At 71.7% G+C, this 19,386-nt stretch carries 13 protein-coding genes, 1 tRNA gene and 1 pseudogene; 6 read left to right on the top strand and 9 right to left on the bottom strand.

The features are described from left to right. Positions 1-123: 123 nt before the first annotated feature. The 8 genes and pseudogenes from HEB94_RS46850 to HEB94_RS46815 all read right to left on the bottom strand — a co-directional run bounded on the left by HEB94_RS46850 (position 124) and on the right by HEB94_RS46815 (position 9,555). The gene (locus tag HEB94_RS46850; RefSeq protein WP_192755817.1) at positions 124-756 is read right to left on the bottom strand and encodes a nucleoside/nucleotide kinase family protein; all 633 of its coding nucleotides are present in this window, start codon (positions 754-756) and stop codon (positions 124-126) included. 24 nt (positions 757-780) lie between these two features. Then, the gene (gene nrfD / locus HEB94_RS46845) at positions 781-1,749 is read right to left on the bottom strand and encodes an NrfD/PsrC family molybdoenzyme membrane anchor subunit (protein WP_192755816.1); all 969 of its coding nucleotides are present in this window, start codon (positions 1,747-1,749) and stop codon (positions 781-783) included. Then, entirely contained in the window at positions 1,746-2,675 is a 930-nt protein-coding gene (locus HEB94_RS46840) for a 4Fe-4S dicluster domain-containing protein (RefSeq protein WP_192755815.1), read from the bottom strand. Before HEB94_RS46840 ends, nrfD begins: the two co-directional genes overlap by 4 nt. Further along, positions 2,672-5,485, bottom strand: a pseudogene (fdh, locus tag HEB94_RS46835) (formate dehydrogenase); the annotation flags it as partial. The gene HEB94_RS46840 and the pseudogene fdh, both read right to left, overlap by 4 nt. A gap of 12 nt (positions 5,486-5,497) precedes the next feature. Next, entirely contained in the window at positions 5,498-6,064 is a 567-nt protein-coding gene (locus HEB94_RS55140; protein WP_192755814.1) for a molybdopterin-binding domain-containing protein, read from the bottom strand. Positions 6,065-6,242: 178 nt separating this feature from the next. Further along, positions 6,243-8,045 carry a selenocysteine-specific translation elongation factor gene (selB, locus tag HEB94_RS46825; RefSeq protein ID WP_192755813.1) on the bottom strand — a complete coding sequence of 601 codons (1,803 nt, stop codon included), beginning with the start codon at positions 8,043-8,045 and terminating at the stop codon, positions 6,243-6,245. Continuing rightward, on the bottom strand, positions 8,045-9,415 hold the full coding sequence (gene selA / locus HEB94_RS46820) for an L-seryl-tRNA(Sec) selenium transferase (RefSeq protein ID WP_192755812.1): 1,371 nt from the start codon (positions 9,413-9,415) through the stop codon (positions 8,045-8,047). Before selA ends, selB begins: the two co-directional genes overlap by 1 nt. A 45-nt stretch (positions 9,416-9,460) precedes the next feature. Next, positions 9,461-9,555: transfer RNA gene (locus HEB94_RS46815), tRNA-Sec, on the bottom strand. Positions 9,556-9,795: 240 nt separating this feature from the next. Between HEB94_RS46815 and HEB94_RS46810 the strand changes: the two genes are divergently transcribed. The 5 genes from HEB94_RS46810 to HEB94_RS46790 all read left to right on the top strand — a co-directional run bounded on the left by HEB94_RS46810 (position 9,796) and on the right by HEB94_RS46790 (position 15,485). Further along, positions 9,796-10,497 carry a DUF998 domain-containing protein gene (locus HEB94_RS46810; RefSeq protein WP_192755811.1) on the top strand — a complete coding sequence of 234 codons (702 nt, stop codon included), beginning with the start codon at positions 9,796-9,798 and terminating at the stop codon, positions 10,495-10,497. A gap of 106 nt (positions 10,498-10,603) precedes the next feature. Beyond that, complete coding sequence (locus tag HEB94_RS46805; RefSeq protein WP_192755810.1) at positions 10,604-11,008, top strand: DUF3224 domain-containing protein; 405 nt, start codon at positions 10,604-10,606, stop codon at positions 11,006-11,008. Positions 11,009-11,079: 71 nt separating this feature from the next. Beyond that, entirely contained in the window at positions 11,080-12,120 is a 1,041-nt protein-coding gene (gene selD / locus HEB94_RS46800) for a selenide, water dikinase SelD (protein WP_192755809.1), read from the top strand. 10 nt (positions 12,121-12,130) lie between these two features. Beyond that, positions 12,131-12,991: an SDR family oxidoreductase gene (locus HEB94_RS46795; RefSeq protein ID WP_192755808.1), complete on the top strand. Its 861-nt coding sequence runs from the start codon at positions 12,131-12,133 to the stop codon at positions 12,989-12,991. 139 nt (positions 12,992-13,130) lie between these two features. Then, positions 13,131-15,485 (top strand): FUSC family protein, encoded by a 2,355-nt coding sequence (locus HEB94_RS46790; protein ID WP_192755807.1) that lies wholly within the window; start codon positions 13,131-13,133, stop codon positions 15,483-15,485. On the opposite strand, the gene HEB94_RS46785 is transcribed toward HEB94_RS46790, so the two are convergent. Next, a complete protein-coding gene (locus HEB94_RS46785; RefSeq protein WP_192755806.1) occupies positions 15,428-16,936 on the bottom strand; it encodes an NAD(P)/FAD-dependent oxidoreductase in 1,509 nt (502 codons plus the stop codon). The genes HEB94_RS46790 and HEB94_RS46785 overlap by 58 nt on opposite strands. A 233-nt stretch (positions 16,937-17,169) precedes the next feature. On the opposite strand from HEB94_RS46785, the gene HEB94_RS46780 reads away from it, so the two are divergent. Then, positions 17,170-19,350 (top strand): catalase, encoded by a 2,181-nt coding sequence (locus HEB94_RS46780; RefSeq protein ID WP_192755805.1) that lies wholly within the window; start codon positions 17,170-17,172, stop codon positions 19,348-19,350. The last annotated feature ends 36 nt before the right edge of the window (positions 19,351-19,386 follow it).

Below are 19,386 nucleotides of genomic sequence, written 5' to 3'. Positions count from 1 at the left end.
CGGGAAGCGCTTTCCGACGTGCCACCGTAGTAGCGCGTACGCGGCCATTACAACGTTGTCGACCGGGAACGACCGGGAACAGACACGTCCTCGCCTCCGGCCCCGAGGGAGCTGCCCGCGGTCTCAGCGGGTCGACTCGACGACGGCGGGGTGGCGCGGGTTGTCCAGTCGTACGACGATCTCGGCGACCTCGCTCGGCTCGACCTCGGCGTCGTAGCGGTCGTACGCCGGGAGCATCCAGTGCTCCTCCTCCGGTGTCTGTCGGGCCAGGGCCGCCGGCGACAGGGACAGGTGCACCGCGAGGTCGACCGGCAGCCAGCGACCCAGCAACAGCGAGCCACTCAACAACAGCACGCCGCCCGGTGGGACGACCAGGTAGTCGGCGCGGTGGGCGCGGTCGGTCTCGGCGTTCCACAGCGCCGGCAGGATCCGGCCGGTGCCGCCCGGATCGAGGGGCTCGAGGACCTCGCGGATCAGGCCCCGGTCGTCGAGCCAGTCCTCATAGAGCACGTCCGGGTCGGTGCGGCCTCGTTCGAAGCGCAGGGACGCCGGACGCAGGTAGTCCTCGGCGCGTACTCGGACCACGGCGCGGCCGCGAGCACGCAGGGGAGCGGCCAGCGCGTCGGCCCACTCGGCCGGCGTGGTCGGCGGTGCGCCGTCGACCAGCACCCGAGTCCAGGAGTCGGCCGGGCGTGCCGCGATCGAGTCGGCGATCTCCTCGACCAGGAGGTCCGGGCTGACAGCGCGAATCCGCATCCGCCCATCCTGCCTCCACTGAACCTACGGCGTGCTCGACGGGGTTGTGCCATCCGCCGTCCCGCGCTGGCCGGCCTGGGCCGCCTGGGCGGCCAGCCGCTCGCGCTGGGGGAGGACGACGTACCTCGGGTCGGCCGCGGATGCCCGCCCGGCGTAGAAGACGCCGAACCTCGTGCACAGCCCACCCGCGAGGAGCGCGGTTCCGGCGACCGCCGAGGTCAGCCGGCTGCGCCGCCCGAGGACCGCCAGGCCCGCGCCGACACCGGTGAGGATCCGACCCGCGCGCAGCAGCTGGTGCGGACGGCCCTGCCGGTAGGGCTCGCCCACCACCCCGCCACGGCGTTCGATCCGGCTCATGGCGGCGAGTTCCAGGCCGGCGCCGAGGACCGCCATCTTTCGGGCGGGAGCCTGCTCGGCGGGCGGCGCGGCGACCAGTGCGGCGCCCGCGGCGCTGGCCAGCGCGCTGCCACCGAAGACGAACGGCAGCTCCGGGTAGTACTCGTGCCAGGCGGGAACGGCGGTGTCGGCGAGCAGGACCGCGGTGTAGGTGGACAGGGCCGGACCCAGGACCCCGGCGCCGATTCCCGCCACCCGCCCCACCTGGGGAAGAAGACCGGTGACCGAGGAGGCCGCGGCGGTCGTCGCCGCCGCGGAGAACGGCGCGAGGATCCACGAACCGACCGACAGCGGGGACGTCGGCTTGAACACCCGCAGCATGTTCAGGAACCGTGTCGGTCGACCCAGGTCGTGGATCAACGCCACCACGCTGGCCGAGGCCCCACCGGCCGCGGCGAGCCGGCCGACCCGGGCCAGCTCCGGCCGTCCGGTGAGGTCGGCGAGGGCCGCCATGCTCGCGGACGCGCCCGCGAGCCCACCCAGGAACAGATAGAGGGGTACGTCGGGGACGCGCCAGTGCGGCTGCTTGAGGATCGGACGGCCGTAGTAGGAGCGGAACTCCGCCTTCGGCACCTGGAGCTCTTCACGGGTCTTCATCGGCGCCGCCCCAGGAAGGACGCCGCGATCGCGCCGGCCAGGGTCAGGGCGGCGACGGCGGCGTGTGCCCACATCGACGGGATGTCGCGGGTGGTGACCACCGGGTCGGGCGGGAGCCCGTAGATCTCGGGTTCGTCCAGCAGCAGGAAGAACGCACCGTCCCCACCGACACCGTCGCCCGGGTCCTCGCCGTAGAGCCGGGCCGTGTCGACGCCGGCCTCCCGCAGGGTCTCGACCCGGGCGCGGGCCCGCTCGCGGAGTTCGTCGAGTGGCCCGAACTGGATCGAGTCGGTCGGACACGCCTTCGCACACGCCGGCTCCAGCCCGTCGCCGAGCCGGTCGTAACACATCGTGCACTTGAACGCGCCGCCGTTGTCGGGCCGGATGTCGATGACGCCGTAGGGGCAGGCCGACACGCAGTAGCCGCACCCGTTGCACACGTCGTCCTGGACGACGACGGTGCCGAACTCGCTGCGGAACAACGCACCGGTCGGGCAGACGTCGAGGCAGGCGGCGTGCGTGCAGTGCTTGCAGACATCACTCGACATCAGCCAGCGCAGGGCGCCGCTGTCGGCGCCGTTGCCCTCGCCGACGGTGCGGGCGGTGGTCGGGTCGAGCCGGCCCGGCGTACCGATGGTGGGCATGCCGAGATCGACGGGCGCTTTGGTGTCCGACACCCGCTGCTCGACGAAGGCGACGTGTCGCCAAGTGCTCGAACCCAGCGCGCCGGTGTTGTCGTAGGACTGCCCGAGGAGGGCGATGCCGTCCTCGGGCAACATATTCCACTCCTTGCACGCGACCTCGCAGGCCTTGCAGCCGATGCAGACCGAGGTGTCGGTGAAGAAGCCGACCCGCTCTGGATGGTCAGGTGGGTAGCCGGCGTCGGTGGCGGGGTCGGCCAGTGGCCCGGCCAGACGGTTACTCATCGGGGAGCCCCTCCTGTCGTCGGTCCTTGCGTGTCCCCGCTCGGCCCTGGTCCGCGGCCGAGGAAACCGCTGGTGCCGCCCGCACCGGCCACGCCGTTCGGCTCGGCGTCCGTCGGCAGCCCGGCCCGCCCACGGTAGTCGGCCAGCATGCTCAACAACGCCTTGCCTCGCGGCCTGCGGCCCGGCCGGATGTCGCAGGTCGCCGCCTTGGACTCCTGGATGTGGACGTTGGGGTCCAGGACGACGGACAGGAGTTCGTTGGCCGCGTCGCCGGTACTGAGGCCGTTGGGGCCCCAGTGGTAGGGCAGGCCGACCTGGTGGATGGTCCGGCGCCGCATCCGCAGCGGCTTCATGCGTTCGGTCACCATCACCCGTGCCTCGATCGCCGTCCGCGCGGAGACGATCGTCGCCCAGCCCAGGTGGGTCAGGCCGCGCTCGGCGGCGAGTTCAGGTGACACCTCGCAGAAGAACTCGGGCTGGAGTTCGGAGAGGTAGGGCAGGGTCCGGCTCATCCCGCCGGCCGTGTGGTGTTCGGTGAGCCGGTACGTCGTGAAGACGTACGGGAACACCTCCGCACCACGCTCGCCGTTGGTCGGGTTGTAGCGGTTGGTGCGGCGCGGGTAGGCCTGCAGGGTCGGGTTGGCCTGCTGCCCGTACAACGGGTTGTCCATCGGCGACTCGGCCGGTTCATAGTGGGCCGGCAGGGGCCCGTCGGCCAGACCGGCGGGCGCGAACAGCCAGGCCTTGCCGTCGGCCTGCATGATGAACGGGTCGGTACCGGCCAGCGCGTGTTCGGCGCGGGCGCCCTCGGGCGGGACGTAGTCCGGCGGCTTCGTCGGCTCGAAGTCGGGGACGTCCTCGCCGACCCAGCGCAGCCGCGCGGTGTCCCACCAGACGTACCGCTTGCGTTCGCTCCAGGGCCGGCCCTGCGGGTCGGCGGAGGCCCGGTTGTAGAGGATCCGGCGGTTGGCCGGCCAGGCCCACGCCCAGCCCGGTGCGACCCAGCTCTGGTCCTGGCCCGGCTGCCGGTTGGCGGCGTGGTTGTGCTCGCCGGCGTAGACACCGCTGTAGATCCAGGTGCCGCAGGAGGTGCTGCCGTCCGCCTTGAGCTCGGTGTAGGAGGAGAGTGCGGCGCCGTCCGGGCCGACACCGTTGATCTCCCGGAGTACGGCGTCCGCGCTCGGGTCGTCGAACTCCCCCTCGGTCGGGTAGTCCCAGGTCAGGTCGAGCAGCGGGCGGTCACGCTCGTCGGTCGAACCCGCGAGCTTGTCCCGGATGATCCGGCCGAGGTGGTAGTAGAACCACAGGTCGCTGCGGGCTTCGTCGGGCGGCTCGACCGCCTGGTGGTGCCACTGGAGCAGGCGCTGGGTGTTGGTGAAGCTGCCGGACTTCTCGGTGTGGGCCGCCGCGGGGAAGAAGAAGACCTCGGTCGGGATCTCCTCGACCGCGAGTTCACCCGTCTCGATCTCCGGACCGTCCTTCCAGAACGTCGCGCTCTCGATCATCTGCAGGTCACGGACGACGAGCCAGTCGAGGTTGGCCATGCCGAGCCGCTGCAGCTTGGCGTTGGCCGAGCCGACCGCGGGATTCTCCCCGACCAGGAAGTAGCCCTTGCACTCACCGGACAGCTGGTTCAGGACTGTCTGGTAGGTGCCGTGGTCGCCGCTGAGGCGCGGGAGGTAGTCGAAGCAGAAGTCGTTCTCGGGCGTGGCCGCGTCGCCCCACCACGCCTTGAGCAGGCTCACGGCGTAGCTACGGATGTTGCCCCAGAACCCGGTCTGTCCCTCGTCGGTCGCGACGTAGGCATCGAGGTCGAGGTGCTGACGGGCGTGCGGCATCGGCAGGTAGCCCGGGAGCAGGTTGAAGAGAGTGGGGATGTCGGTGGAGCCCTGGATGCTGGCGTGGCCGCGCAGGGCGAGGATGCCGCCACCGGGACGGCCGATGTTGCCGAGGAGCAACTGCAGGATCGACGCCGTACGGATGTACTGCACGCCGACCGTGTGCTGGGTCCAGCCGACGGAGTAGACCAGCGCCGTCGTCTTCTCCCGGCCGGAGTTCTCGGTGATCGCGCGGGCGACCTCGAGGAACTGCTCCCGGGAGATGCCGCACGTCTCCTCGACCATCTCCGGTGTGTAGCGGGCGAAGTGTCGTTTGAGGACCTGGAACACGCAGCGCGGGTGTTCTAGCGTCGGGTCGATCCGCGCCTTGGTGGTCAGGGCGGCCCCACCACTTCCGTAGGCCTCCGCGCGCGCCGCCGCCCGGTGCTGGGCGCCGCCGTGCTCCTGCGTGGCGCCCTGGCCTCCGGTGTCCCCGTCACCGTCTGGTTCGACCCGGGCCGGGCCCTCCTCGCGTTCACCGGCAGCCGGAGGTGTCACCGCGCCCTCGTACATCCAGGACTGGGTGTCGTAGTGCCTGTTGTCGGGGTCGTAGCCGGAGAAGAGGCCGTCGAGGTCCTCGGTGTCGCGGAAGTCCTCGCGCAGGATCGCGCCCGCGTTGGTGTAGGCGGTGACGTAGTCCCGGAACTCCAGGCCGTTGCTCAGCACGTGGTTGACCAGGCCGCCGAGGAACACGATGTCCGAGCCCGCCCGCAGCGCGACGTGGGTGTCGGCGACCGCGCTGGTCCGGGTGAACCTGGGGTCGACGTGGATGATCTTCGCGCCCCTGGCCTTGGCCTCCATCACCCACTGGAACCCCACGGGATGGCACTCGGCCATGTTGGAGCCCTCGATGAGGATGCAGTCAGCGTTGGCGAGGTCCTGCTGGAACGTCGTGGCACCGCCACGACCGAAACTCGTTCCCAGACCGGGAACGGTGGCGGAGTGTCAAATCCGGGCCTGGTTCTCGATCTGGATGGCGCCCATGGCGCTGTAGAGCTTCTTCATCAGGTAGTTCTCTTCGTTGTCCAGCGTCGCCCCACCCAGGCTCGCGATGCCCATGGTGCGGCGTACGCGCCGGCCTTCGAAGTCCTGCTGCCAGGTGCGCCGGCGGGTTTCGATCACCCGGTCGGCCACCATGTCCATCGCCTTGTCGAGGGGGAGGTGCTCCCAGTCGCGCCCGCGCGGACGGCGGTAGAGGACCGTCGTGACGCGGGTGTGGCTGGTGACGAGCTGCTTGCTCGCGGAGCCCTTGGGGCACAGCCGGCCGCGGGAGATCGGGGAGTCGGGGTCGCCCTCGATCTGGGTGACCTGGCCGTCCCTGACGTAGACCTTCTGGCCGCAGCCGACCGCGCAGTAGGGACAGACCGAACGGACAACCGAGTCGGCCTTCGCCGTACGGGCCTCCAGCTCACGGGTGCGGGCCGAGGTCACCGCCGAACCGCGGCCGAGCGGGTCGCTGCCCGTCAGCTGGCGGTAGACGGGCCAACCTTCGATCCACTGTCGTACGCCCATGATCGCCTCCCGAGGTCGACCCTTCCCGGACGGTACCGACACAAACACCCAGGAGGGGTGATCCGTGCCGGATACCGGCGGTAGCCAGGCTAGCGCCCCGGGCCCAAAGACGTCGGGCCGGACCTGATCGTGGACCCGCGAAGACCCCGGTGTGCCGACCGGTGGGACCCGGCGGCTTCTAGGAGCGGAGTCGGCGCGTGCTGTCGGACAGCCGGTCAGTGACGCCGCGCTCGTCGAGCAGCTCCAGCAGAGGCACCGCCACCCGGCGCGTGGTCCCGAGCGCGTTCTTCGCCTGGCTGAGGGTGAACGGCGGATCGAGGGTCGCGAGAGTGCGCCCGGCCCGCTCCACCGCGTCCGGCAGCAGCACGAGGCCGTCGGCCACCTTGACCAGGCGTCCGGCGCGGACGGCGGCGGCGAGTTCGCGGGTGCCGAGTCCGAGCGCCTCCAGGCGTTTGGCGTCCGGCGCGGCGAACGGTGCGGCGGCGAGTTCGTCCTCGAGCGCCCGGACCGCCTTCTCCACAGGTGGGGGCAGCGCCGTGTCGGCGCCCGGACGCCGGACCAGCCCGTCACGCAGCACGAGCCCGGCCGCCGCGGTGACGGTCGACATCAGCGCCGCGGGCAGGTCGAGGCGCTGGCGGACTACGTCGGCGGGCATGCCCGCGGCCAGTGGGTGCTCCCGCTGCCAGGCCGCGAGCTCCTCGGGTGCCCGGCGGACCAGTTCCGCCCAGTGCGCTTCGTCGGCGTACCACTCCTCGTCGAGGGCGCGGCCCGCCGCGAGGAGCCCCATGGCCGACAGCTCGGAGCGGCGGGCGAGGCCGTGTTCGCGTAGCCGCAGGTGGGCGACGCGTGCCGCGAGTTGGGCGGGTCGGTCGGCCACGTCCACCGCGGCGGCCAGCGCCTGGGCCCGCAGTCGCGCGGCTCCGCGCCGGTGCAGTGCCGCGGGTGCGACGTCGAGGACGAGGACACCGGCCGCGACCTCGTGCCGGCCCGGGTCGCGGAGCAGGCCGTGGTCTCCGGTGCGGAGCGGGAGCGGCCGGTCGAGGGTGAGCCGGGCGGTGTCCGGGCCGAGCGGGCGCGCCCGGACGGGGACGGCCGCCGCGCCGGTGTGCAGGACCAGCGTTCCGGCCGGTGGTTCGTCGGTGGCGTAGCGCAGCATGACGTCCGCGACCTCGGTGGTGACCCAGGACTCCGGCGTGAGGAGGGCGTCGCCGCGGGCCAGGTCCGAACGCTCGACGCCGCGCAGGTTGACCGCGACCCGGGCCGGCGCGGAGACGGTGGACTGGTCGGTCCCGAGTGCCTGGAGGCCCCGGACCCGAACCCGTACCCCGGCCGCACGCCGCGTTCCGCGCCCGTGTGCCACGAGCTCGTCGCCGACCGCGAGGGTCCCCGCGGCGAGCGTGCCGGTGACGACCGTCCCCGCGCCGCGGACGGTGAACGACCGGTCGACCCACAGTCGTACGTCGGCCGCCGGATCCGGAGCCGGCAGCCGCCGGGTGAGTGCGCGGAGTTCCTCGCGAAGCTCGTCCAGGCCGGCCCCGGTGCGGCCACTCACCGCGACGGAGGGCACCCGGCCGAGCGTCGTGCCGGCCAGGTGTTCGAGGGCCCGCGCCCGGGCGGGTTCGGGGTCGGCCAGGTCCGAGCGGGTCACGACGAGCAGACCGTGCCGGACGGCGAGGGCGTCGAGGGCGGCGAGGTGTTCGGTCGACTGCTCCCGCCAGCCTTCGTCCGCGGCAACCACGAACATGGTCGCGGGCACCGGTCCGACACCGGCGAGCATGTTGGGGACGAAGCGTTCGTGGCCGGGTACGTCGACGAACGCGAGTCGCTGCCCGTCCGACAGTGTCGTCCAGGCGAAGCCGAGGTCGATGGTCAGGCCGCGGCGGCGTTCCTCCGCCCAGCGGTCGGGTTCCATGTCGGTGAGCCTGCGGACCAGGGTCGACTTGCCATGGTCGACGTGGCCGGCGGTCGCGATGACGTGCATCAGCGGGGTCCGGGGGCGCCGGCGCGGTTCGGCGCGGGCGGGTGACTCGAGCCGTCGGCCACCCCGGCCACCCCGGCCACCCCGGCCACAGCGGTCACGGCGACGGCGAGTGTGGCGTCCTCGGCCGGGTCGACGGTTCGCAGGTCGAGGACACACCTGTGGCCGTGGACCCGACCGACCACCGGCGGTGTGCCGACCCGCAGGCGCTGCCCCCACGCGGCCGGAACGGCGACACCCCAGCTGGGTAGCTCCACCTCGGGTGCGCCGCCACCGCCCACCGCCGAGCGGCACCGGACCGCCTCGGCGTCGACGCCGCTCCCGGCGAGACCGGCCGCGACCTTCTCCGCCCGGATCCGCAGCTCGTCCTCGGCCGCGTCGAGTGCGGCGCGCACGGGTGGGGTCGGCCCACGCAGGGTCGCCTCCAGCGCCGCGAGGGTCAGCTTGTCGACGCGCATCGCCCGCGCGGCGGGGTGCCGGCGTACCCGCTCCACGACCTCGGAGGAGCCGAACAGCAGGCCGGCCTGGGGTCCGCCGAGCAGCTTGTCGCCGCTGGCGGTGACGAGTGTCGCGCCGGCCCGCAGTGTGCTGGCCGCGTCCGGTTCGTCGGGCAGCAGTGGGTGGGGAGCCAGCAGACCGGAGCCGATGTCGACGACGAGGGGGACGTCGAGGGTGGCGAGCTCGCGCACACCGACGCTCGCGGTGAAGCCCGAGACCACGAAGTTGGACGGGTGGATCTTCAGGACGAACCCGGTGTCGGGCCCGATCGCCGCCTGGTAGTCGCGCAGGGTGGTGCGGTTGGTCGTGCCGACCTCGCGGAGCCGTGCGCCGCTGGCGGCGAGGAGTTCGGGGATGCGGAAGCCGTCGCCGATCTCCACGAACTCCCCTCGGCTCAGCACGATCTCGGCGCCGGGCGCGAGGGTCAGGGCGGTGAGGAGCAACGCTGCCGCGTTGTTGTTGACGACGTGGACGGCACCCGCGTCGGGCACCGCGTTGGCGAGTGCCGCGAGCGCGCCGCGTCCGCGTCGTGCGCGTTCGCCGGTGGCCAGGTCGAACTCCACGTCGGTCGTCCCGGCGGCGACGTCCAGCGCGTCGCGAGCGGCCGCCGACAGCGGTGCCCGGCCGAGGTTGGTGTGGACGATGACGCCGGTGGCGTTGACGACCCGGCGGAGTGTCGTCGCGTGCTCGGGCAGCGCGGACAGTACGACGTCGACCAGCGACTCGGGGTGCACCTCGCCGGCGCGTACGCGCTGTTGCGTCGCCACGATCGTGGCCTTCACGGCGGTGCGACCGAGGGCACGGATCGCCTCGGCAAGCCGGGGATCGGCGAGCACGACATCGGTGCGCGGGACGTGGCGGCGGGCGTCTGTCATCGGCGGCGCGCTCCCTGCGGTAGCGGACGGACGCCGGGCCGCTGGTGGCGGAGGCGGACGGGAATCGAACCCGCCAGCGGCAGCTCCTGCCGCTCATCGGTGTTGAAGACCGTGCCGGCCACCAGGCCGGAGACGCCTCCACGAACCATCCGCACATTGTTCCAGTCGCAGCTCCTCACCTCGCGGTGGCCCGATGTCGCGTCGCGGAAGTTCTCCGGCTTCACCGCACCGCCGCGACCCACTGGCGCTGTGTGGCGCTGTGTGGAGCTGATCTGGTCGCGCCGGCATCGGCGAGTCCCAAGATTACTCATCCTTGACTTATATAAGTTGTCGCTGACATTCTGCGTCCGGGCGGGTACCGGAGGACGAGAGGCGGACCGATGACCGAGAACCTCACCACGACGGCCGGCAGAGCGCCCGACAGAGCCGCCGCCAGATCGACGCGAACGCTGCTGACGTGCGGCATCCTCGCCGGCCCGCTCTACGTCGTCGTGGTCGTCCTGCAGATGCTCACCAGGGACGGGTTCGACATCAGCCGACACCCGGCGAGCATGTTGAGCAACGGCGACCGCGGGTGGATCCAGATCGCCACCTTCGTGGTCACCGGCCTGCTGTTCGTCGCGTACGCGAGCGGGCTGCGCCGGATGCTGGGTCGCGTCGCAGGCCGGGGCGGTACGTGGGGTCCGCGGCTCATCGGCGTCCTCGGGGCCGGGATGGTCGCCGCGGGCTGCTTCTCCGCCGACCCGGCCGACGGTTTCCCGCCTGGCACGCCGCTCGGCCCGCCGACGACCATGAGCTGGCACGCGGTCGTGCACCTCCTCGTCTCCGGGGTCGCGTTCCTCGCCCTCATCGCCGCGTGCTTCGTGTTCGCCCGGCGGTTCGCCGCGACCGGGTACCGCGGCTGGGCCGTCTTCAGCGCGTCGACGGGGGCGCTGTTCCTGGTGACCTGGCTGTCGCTCTTCGGGCTGCAGGGGGCCCGGGCCGTCAACGTCGCCCTCGCCGTCGCGATCGCGCTCGCTCTGGTGTGGACGTCGCTGCTGGCCGCGCACCAGTTGACCCGGCCCGCTGACCCGGCCCGCTGACCCGGCCCGAATGAGACGGCTCGGCACCGCACGTACCTGACAGGAGTTGACAGGTACGTGCGGAAGCATGACGCGTGTTCACCCGGACCGACGAAGAGGAACCACCATGGGTCACCGCGCGACCGGCAGTTTCGACATCACCCGCTGGGACAGCTCCACCTACGACCAGGCCGAGGGCGCCGAACTCGCCGACATCGAGGTCGGCAAGAACTGGCACGGCGACCTGGAGGGTACGAGCACCGCCCGCCTGCTCACCGCTCTCGCCCAGGTCCCGACGTCGGCCGCGTACGTCGGGATCGAGCGCGTGAGCGCGCGCCTCGCCGGTCGGGCCGGGACGTTCGTGATCCAGCACTCCGCTCGCATGACCGCCGAGGACGGCGCCGGAACACCGGACGTCTCCGTCGTCCCCGACACGGGGACGGGCGAACTGCGGGGACTCCGAGGCGACATCGAGATCACTCGTCACGAGGACGGTAGCCACACCTACGTCTTCGAGTACGACCTCGGCTAGCCGTGCGTCCGGCGTAGCGGTGAGCGGGCCGGCGGTGGTGCACATACGCCCCGAGGGGAAACATGGGGCGTATGACGCAGACGAGTGCCGCACCGACCTCCCCGGCGAGTGACCTGGTCCGACTGACGCAGTACGCCCACGGCGGCGGCTGCGCCTGCAAGATTCCCCCCGGTGAGCTCGAGGAGATCGTCGCCGGCCTCACCACCAACGTGGCCGGCGACGTGCCCGAGCCTCCCGGCGAGATCCTGGTCGGCCTCGACTCCGGGGACGACGCGGCCGTGGTCTCGATCCGGGACGGCCTCGCCGTCGTCGTGACCACCGACTTCTTCACCCCAGTGGTCGACGACGCCTACGACTGGGGCCGGATCGCCGCGACCAACGCGCTCTCCGACGTGTACGCGATGGGCGGTACGCCGTTGGTGGCGGTCAACCTGCTTGCCTGGCCGCGGGAGGTGCTGCCCTTCGACCTCGCGACCAGGGTGCTGCAGGGCGGACTCGACGTCGCACGCCAGGCGGGCTGTCACCTCGCGGGTGGCCACAGCGTGGACGACCCGGAGCCGAAGTACGGCATGGCGGTGACCGGGCTGGTCGACCCCGACCGGGTGATGCGCAACGACGCCGGCCGAGCCGGCCAGCCGCTCTCGCTCACCAAGCCGCTCGGCGTCGGTGTCCTCAACTCCCGGCACAAGGCGACCGGTGAGGTCTTCGAGGAGGCCGTCGCCGCGATGACCACCCTCAACGCGGCGGCGTCCCGGGCCGCCGTCGACGCCGGGGTACGATGCGGCACCGACGTCACCGGGTTCGGACTGCTCGGCCACCTCTACAAGCTGGCCCGGGCCAGTGGCGTGAGCGCGGTCGTCGACGCCGCCGCGGTTCCCTACCTCGCCGGCGCGCGCGAGGCGCTGCGCGACGGCTACGTCAGCGGCGGGACGCGGCGCAACCTCGACTGGGTGGCGCCGTACGCCGACGTGTCGGCCGTCAGCACCGACGAGGCGCTGCTGCTCGCCGACGCGCAGACCTCCGGTGGGCTGCTGCTCGCGGGCGAGATCCCGGGCGCGCCGGTCATCGGCGAACTCGTACCCCGCGGTGAGCACGTCCTCATGGTCCGCTGAGGTCCGCGTCATGATCGATGCCGGACTGACCGGGCGGGTTGCCATGGTGACCGGTTCGAACAGCCCGCTGGGGATCGGCGCCGCGATCGCCCACGCGCTCGGGCGGGAAGGCGCACGCGTCGCGCTCGCCTTCCTGCCCACCGCCGAACGGCCGGAGCAGGCCGGGGAGCCGGAGGAGGGCCCGGACGCGCGGATGTACGCCGCCGCGACCGCCTCCGACGGCGGTGAGGTTCTGGCCGGCCTGCACGAGGCGGATGTCGACGCGCGGCGCTTCCTGGTCGACCTGGCCGATCCGGCGGCGTGCGTGGAGGTCTTCGACCGGGTGGAGGCGGTACTCGGCCCGGTCGAGATCCTGGTCAACAACGCCGCCTACTGCGTCCCGGACACGTTCGTGCCGCAACGCGACCCGGTCTTCTACTTCGACTGCGCCGTGGTCGACGCCGCCAACCTCGACGCGCACTTCGCGGTCAACACCCGCGCCCCGGCGATCCTGATGGCGGAGTTCCACCGTCGGGTACTGCAACGAGCCGGCGGCTGGGGCCGGATCGTCAACCTCAGCACCGACGCGGCGCCGCAGTTCGCCGGCGAGGTGTCCTACGGCGCCACGAAGTACGCCCTGGAGAGCCTGAGCCGATCGGCCGCCCAGGAGATGGCCTCGGCCGGGATCACCGTCAACACCATTGCCCCCGGTCCGGTGCAGACCGGCTGGATCAGCGCGGAGATGCGGGCGGAGGCCGACGCGCTGAGCCCGTTCGGCCGGGTCGGCCAACCTCACGACATCGCGGACATCGCGGTCTTCCTCGCCTCCGAGCAGGCGCGCTGGGTCTCCGGTCAGACGATCTACGCCGGCGGCGGCAAACGCATGTACTGAGCGCACATCCCCTCGCCCCGCCCAGGCCCTCGCCCGCCCAGGCCCTCGCCCGCCCCCGGCTCGTCGACCCCGGCTCGCCGACCCCGGGAAACGGGGAAGAGCCTGGGAGGGGGAGCCCGGCGGCGGTGAGGAGGACGCGGTGCGCTGGCGGAAGTGGTGGCGGCAGTGGTGGCGTGACCTGTCCGGCCCACGCCGGCACGCGCTCATCCGCGGTGCCCGCGCCGCCATCGTCATCCCGCTCACCTTCGGGTTGGCCCATCTGGCGCTGGGCGACCCTCGGGCCTCCGTCTTCGCCGCATTCGGCGGGTTCGCCCTGCTCGTCCTGATCGACTGGGCAGGCTGGCGGCGGTATCGGCTCTTCGCCTATCTCGCGATGGCCGGCCTCGGCGCGGTGCTGATCACGGTCGGCACGTTGGCCTCCCGCAACTCCGTGCTCGCGTTGATCGTCACGCTGGTCATCGTCTTCGTCGCCCTCTTCGCGGGCGTCCTCAACGGCTACGTCCAGGCGGCCTCGACCGGAGCGGTGCTCCTCTTCGTACTCCCCATCTCGATCCCCGGGAACCTCGACGCCGTGCCGCCGCGGCTCATCGGCTGGGGGCTGGCCTGCGTCGTCGCCATCCCCACCGCGCTCTTCCTCTGGCCCGACCGCCCCCGCTACGAGCTGTGGAACGCCGCCGCGAACGCCTGCGACGCGATCGCCGAGGTGATGGAGAAGACCGTGCGCGGGCAGCCGGGGGAGGCGGCGCGGGTCGCCCACGTCACGGTCGCGGAGATGCGGGAGCTGTACGTCACGACTCCGTACCGGCCGTCCAGGACGCCCGGTGGGGACAGGGCACTCGTCTGCGTCGGCAACGAGCTGGACTGGCTCTTCTCCCTCACCGTACGGGTCGTCGCGGACGCCGGGCGGAGTCCCGCGACCACACTGACCCCGAGGGAGGACGACGAGGTCGCCCACCAGTGCGTCGCCGTTCTCCGCGCCTGCGCCGACCGGCTGCGGGGCGGCTCGGCAGAGCCGGACCTCCTGGCGCTGGACGCCGCCCGGATCAGACTCGCCAACGCCGTGGTCGCGCGCGTTCGGGAGATCGACGACGACGCGTTCCTGGCTCGCGCGATCGGCCCGCCGCTTCGGATCCGGGCACTGTCCTACGCGACGTACGCCGTGGCGACCACGACGCTTCGGGCGACCGGCGGTACGGCCCGGGTCGAGGAGGCGGCCAGCACCGTGCGGGAGCGATCGGTCGCCGAACCCCTCGGGCGCTACGCCAGGACCCCGCCGCTGCGGAGACCTGGCAACGGCCGCTGGGTCAGGGCCCTGAGCCACCTGACGCCGCACTCGGTGTGGTTCCGCAACAGCGTCCGTGGCGCCGTCGGTGTGGCCCTCGCGGTCTACATCGCCCAGATCCTGGGAGTGAGCAACGCGTTCTGGGTGGTGCTCGCCACCCTGTCGGTGCTGCGATCGACGGCGACGGGCACCGGTGTGACCGTGCTCCGCGCGCTGGTGGGCACCGTCATCGGTGTCGTCGTCGGCGCGGGCATCGTGATCCTCGTCGGCCCGCACCTCGTCCTCTTGTGGGTGCTGCTGCCGTTCGTGGTGTTCCTCGCCAGTTTCGTGCCGGGGCTGTCGTTCACCGGGGGACAGGTCTCCTTCAGCCTGATGGTGTTGATCCTGTTCAACATCGTCCGTCCGACCGGTTGGCAGGTCGGACTGATCCGCCTGGAGGACATCGGCATCGGCTGTGCGATCAGTCTGCTGGTCGGCGTGATGTTGTGGCCGCGCGGTGCCGACGCCGTGCTGTGGCGACAGGTCGCGGAGTCCTATCGGTCGGGCATCGACTACATCACCGCGGCGGTCCGAGACCTCGTGGCGTCCAAGGACCGCGCGGCGGGGTGGGCGGCTGACTCGCGGACGGCGTTCGAGTCGGCGAGTCGGACCGCCGGTGGCGACAACGTTCGGTTGGACGACGCCTTCGGGCAGTACCTCGCCCGGCAGACCGCCCAACCCGAGCGGGTCTCGGCCGCCGCCGCCCTGGTCGCGGGCGCGAACCGGCTGCTGCTCGCCGGCCACACGTTGGCCGCGCTCGCCCACGTGACCCAGGCGCGGGCGCGGGCCGAGCGGATCGACGACAGGGAGCCGCCCGGGTCGGCTGACGACCCTGATCCACTCGGTCGTCAGTCGGAGTCACTGCGCGGCTGGTACTACGACCTCGCCGCCTCCGTGGCAGACCCCGCCATGCCGGTTCCCGCGGCCCAGCCGCGCAACCCGGCCGACCACGCGTTCATCGTGAGATGCCTACGCCGGGTCGGGGCGGCCGAGCGTGATGCCCAGATCTCCCACACCCTGCACGAGCTGTGGGCCACCCAACAGTTGGCCTACGTCTGGGATCTCGAGCCGCGCCTGGTCGGGGCGGCCGGACGTCTCAGTGGACGTGTCGACGTTCAGGAGCCGCCCGTCGAGCCGGTGTCCCGCGGCCCGGAGGACCCCGGGGGTCGCTGAACACCACCGCGTTCCGCCGGCCTGGTGGGGCCGGCCGGCCGCTCGCTCGGCGGCGGCGCGGGTTCCGCGGTGGTTTGGCGCGGCACGGTGCCCGCCCCGGTGTCCCGGGTTCCGGCGCGCGCCGCGTCCCCGCCGGCGATGACGGCGTAGACGTTGCGGGCGGTCTCGATCTCGCGGGTGGTGAACGCGCGTTCGGGCCGGACCTCCCGCGTGAAGGCCACCAGCCACGTCGCGACGGCGAAGAGGCGGTTGCGGAAGCCGGTGAGGAAGGCGATGTGCAGGAGGAGCCAGGTGAGCCAGCCGAGGAAGCCGCTCAGCCGTATCCTGCCGACGAGGACGACCGCCCGGCCCCGGGCGACGTAGGCTGCCGAGCCGAGGTCGCGGTACTTGAACGGGCCGGGTGGAGCATGTCCCTGTGCCGCGCGGCGGATCCGGGAGCCCGTGTAGCGCCCGGCCTGCATGGCCACCTCGGCGACGCCGGGGAGTCGGTCCAGGCTCATCAGGTCACCGGCCACGGAGATGTCGGGATGTCCGTGGACGGTGAGGTCAGGCTGGACCTTGATCCGCCCGGACCGGTCCTGCTCCACGCCGCAGGCGCGGGCGATCGCGTGCGCCAGAGGTGGTGCGGCGACGCCGGCGGTCCACAGGACGGTGCCCGCCTCGTGATACTCCTCGCCGCCGTCCTTTCGTTGCGCCGTCAGACCTGTCGCGTCGACGTCGGTGACGCGTGAGTTCATGTGCAGTTCCACACCGAGGTGGGTGAGGGCCGCCGCCGCCCGGGCGGAGAGTTTCGGCCCGAACGACGCGAGCGGTTCGGACCCGCCGTCGAACAGCAGTACCCGCGCGTCCCCGGGCGCGCTGCGGTGGAACTCCTTGCGCAACGTGTGCGTGGCGAGTTCGCGGATCTGGCCGGCCAGCTCCACGCCGGTCGGGCCCGCCCCGACGAGGGCGAAGGTGAGGTGCTTGCGGCGTTCCTCCACGGTGGAGGCGGTCTCGGCCAGTTCGAACGCGCCGAACACGCGTTGCCGGATGGCGAGGGCGTCCCCGATCGTCTTCATGCCGGGCGCGTGGGCCGCGAACTCGTCGTGACCGAAGTACGACTGGCGTACGCCGGCCGTCAACACCAGGTCGTCGTAGGGGATCTCCAGTCGGCTCCCGCCCGGGCGCAACGCGATGACCACGTGGCGCGCGGGGTCGACGTCGACCACCTCGGCGAGGAGTGTCTCGACGTTCTTGTGCCGGCGCAGCACCAGGCGCAGCGGGGAGGCGATCTCTCCCTCGGAGAGGATGCCTGTCGCGCACTGGTAGAGCAGCGGCTGGAACAGGTGGTGGGCGGCCCGGTCGATCACGATCACCGACACCGGCGCGCGGCGTAGCGCGCGGGCGGCGTACAGGCCCGCGAAGCCACCGCCGACGATCACCACGCGGCGGGGCGGTTTGTCCGAATCCATGACACCGCCTCCAGTTCCTCGATCTGTCTCCTCTCTCTCACGACACCACAGGTTCGCGGTCGGTCACAGGGATTCCGCCGCTCGCCGTTCCGCGTCGGGTGAGGACGCCGCTCTGGCCGCCTTCGGACGCACGACGCGCCGACGTGAGGCGTAGCCGCCCGGCACCTGGGTAGGGGCGGGACGTCACGGCATGACCGAAATCGCTGAGATTGGCACACGGAAAGGGGATTGGGATGGCGGACCCCAGCGCGGACCCGACCAGGAGCGGTGCCAAGCCGTCGCCCGAGAACGGAGCGAACTCCAAGGACGAGCAGCTCGAGGCGGTCCGAGTGGACGTCGAGGGCACCGATCTGACCACCCAGCAGGGCGTGCGGATCGACCACACCGACGACTCGTTGACTGTCGGCGAGCGCGGTCCCACGCTCCTGGAGGACTTCCACGCCCGGGAGAAGATCACCCACTTCGACCACGAGCGGATCCCGGAACGGGTGGTCCACGCCCGAGGTTCGGGCGCGCACGGGTACTTCGAGGCGTATGAGTCGATGGCGGAGTACACCGTCGCGGACTTCCTGCAGGAGCCGGGACGTCGTACGCCGGTGTTCGTGCGGTTCTCCACCGTGGCCGGCTCGCGCGGATCGGCCGACACCGTGCGCGACGTCCGCGGGTTCGCGACGAAGTTCTTCACCCGGACCGGCACCTACGATCTGGTCGCCAACAACTTCCCGGTGTTTTTCATCCAGGACGGCATCAAGTTCCCCGACTTCGTGCACGCGGTGAAACCCGAGCCGCACAACGAGATGCCGCAGGCGGCGTCCGCCCACGACACGTTCTGGGACTTCGTCTCCTTGCAGCCCGAGGCCATGCACATGGTCATGTGGCTGATGTCGGACCGGGCGATCCCGCGGAGCTTCCGGATGATGGAGGGTTTCGGCGTCCACACGTTCCGGTTCGTGAACGCCGAGGGTCGTGGCACCTTCGTGAAGTTCCACTGGAAGCCGATGCTCGGGATCCACTCCCTGGTGTGGGACGAGGCGCAGAAGGCGGCCGGGAAGGATCCCGACTTCAACCGTCGTGACCTGTGGGAGGCGATCGAGAGCGGCCACTTCCCGGAGTGGGAACTCGGCGTGCAGCTGGTGCCGGAGTCGGACGAGTTCAGCTTCGACTTCGACCTGCTCGACCCCACCAAGATCATCCCGGAGGAGCAGGTGCCGGTCCGCCGCATCGGCAAGCTCGTCCTCAACCGCAACCCCGACAACTTCTTCGCCGAGACCGAGCAGGTCGCGTTCCACACCGCGAACATCGTGCCTGGCATCGACTTCAGCAACGACCCGCTGCTGCAGGCGCGCAACTTCTCCTACCTCGACACCCAACTGATCCGGCTCGGCGGCCCGAACTTCGCCCAGCTCCCAATCAACCGGCCGATCGCCCCGGTGCACAACAACCAGCGGGACGGCTTCGGGCAGATGCGCATCTACCGCAGCCAGTCCAGCTACTCGCCCAACTCCGTCGCCGGCAACTATCCGCGGGTCCCTGACGGTGCCGAAGGCGCCGGCTCCGACCCCTCGGTGTTCAGCCACTACCAGGAACGCGTCGACGGGGTGAAGATCCGCAAGCGCAGCGAGAGTTTCAAGGACTTCTACAGCCAGGCGACGCTGTTCTGGAACAGCATGACGGCTCCGGAGAAGAAGCACATCGTCGCGGCGTTCCAGTTCGAACTGGGCAAGTGCACCCGCCCGGAGATCAGGGAACGCGCGGTCGAGCAGATCAACCACATCGACCACGACCTGGCCGGGATGGTGGCCTCCGGCATCGGGGTCACTCCGCCGGAGCGGGAGATCGTGCCGAACCACGGGCGTTCCTCTCCCGCTCTGAGCCAGGTGCTGGACCGGACCGCCCCCATCGACAGCCGCAGGGTCGCCCTGCTCGCCGGCGACGGAGTCGACCCAGTCCACGTCGACGCGATCGTGGAGAACCTCGGCGGCATGGGCGTGGTGGTGGAGGTACTGGCACCGCACGACGGAGCGCTCGCGACCCAGAACGGCAACGCTGTCCGGGCCGACCGCCGGATCGCCACCATGTCGTCGGTGTTGTACGACGCGGTGGTCGTACCCGGCGGCGCGGACTCCGCCCGTGCGCTCGCCGGGGACGGCGACGCGGTGCACTTCCTCGCGGAGGCGTTCAAGCACGGCAAGACCGTGGGTGCCGTCGCCGAGGGACTCGACGTGCTGGGTGTCGCTCCGATCGGTGAGGTCCGGATGGCCACCAGTGCGGAGGACCTGATCAGTGACCGGGGAGTGGTCACCCAGGTGCGCGGCCCGAACAAGAACCGGCTGGAGGATTTCTGCCGGATGTTCGCCGAGGCGATGCGTCAGCACCGCCACTGGGACCGGGAGACCGACTTCGTTCCGGCCTGAGCCGGTGACGCCGGCCGCCCCCCTGCCGGTGGGGTG

Origin of the sequence: Actinopolymorpha pittospori, from assembly GCF_014873875.1 — a bacterium.
GTDB classification, from domain to species: Bacteria; Actinomycetota; Actinomycetes; order Propionibacteriales; family Actinopolymorphaceae; genus Actinopolymorpha; species Actinopolymorpha pittospori.
This window is presented reverse-complemented; position numbering and strand designations above follow the sequence as displayed.

Bases quoted from the DNA above. Each gene is read 5' to 3' on its own strand.
- HEB94_RS46840 (WP_192755815.1), bottom strand. From the start codon at position 2,675: ATGAGTAACCGTCTGGCCGGGCCACTGGCCGACCCCGCCACCGACGCC.
- HEB94_RS46850 (WP_192755817.1), bottom strand. From the start codon at position 756: ATGCGGATTCGCGCTGTCAGCCCGGACCTCCTGGTCGAGGAGATCGCC.
- HEB94_RS46810 (WP_192755811.1), top strand. From the start codon at position 9,796: ATGACCGAGAACCTCACCACGACGGCCGGCAGAGCGCCCGACAGAGCC.
- selB (WP_192755813.1), bottom strand. From the start codon at position 8,045: ATGCACGTCATCGCGACCGCCGGCCACGTCGACCATGGCAAGTCGACC.
- selA (WP_192755812.1), bottom strand. From the start codon at position 9,415: ATGACAGACGCCCGCCGCCACGTCCCGCGCACCGATGTCGTGCTCGCC.
- HEB94_RS46805 (WP_192755810.1), top strand. From the start codon at position 10,604: ATGGGTCACCGCGCGACCGGCAGTTTCGACATCACCCGCTGGGACAGC.
- HEB94_RS46795 (WP_192755808.1), top strand. From the start codon at position 12,131: ATGATCGATGCCGGACTGACCGGGCGGGTTGCCATGGTGACCGGTTCG.
- HEB94_RS55140 (WP_192755814.1), bottom strand. From the start codon at position 6,064: ATGGGCGTACGACAGTGGATCGAAGGTTGGCCCGTCTACCGCCAGCTG.
- HEB94_RS46780 (WP_192755805.1), top strand. From the start codon at position 17,170: ATGGCGGACCCCAGCGCGGACCCGACCAGGAGCGGTGCCAAGCCGTCG.
- selD (WP_192755809.1), top strand. From the start codon at position 11,080: ATGACGCAGACGAGTGCCGCACCGACCTCCCCGGCGAGTGACCTGGTC.
- nrfD (WP_192755816.1), bottom strand. From the start codon at position 1,749: ATGAAGACCCGTGAAGAGCTCCAGGTGCCGAAGGCGGAGTTCCGCTCC.
- HEB94_RS46785 (WP_192755806.1), bottom strand. From the start codon at position 16,936: ATGGATTCGGACAAACCGCCCCGCCGCGTGGTGATCGTCGGCGGTGGC.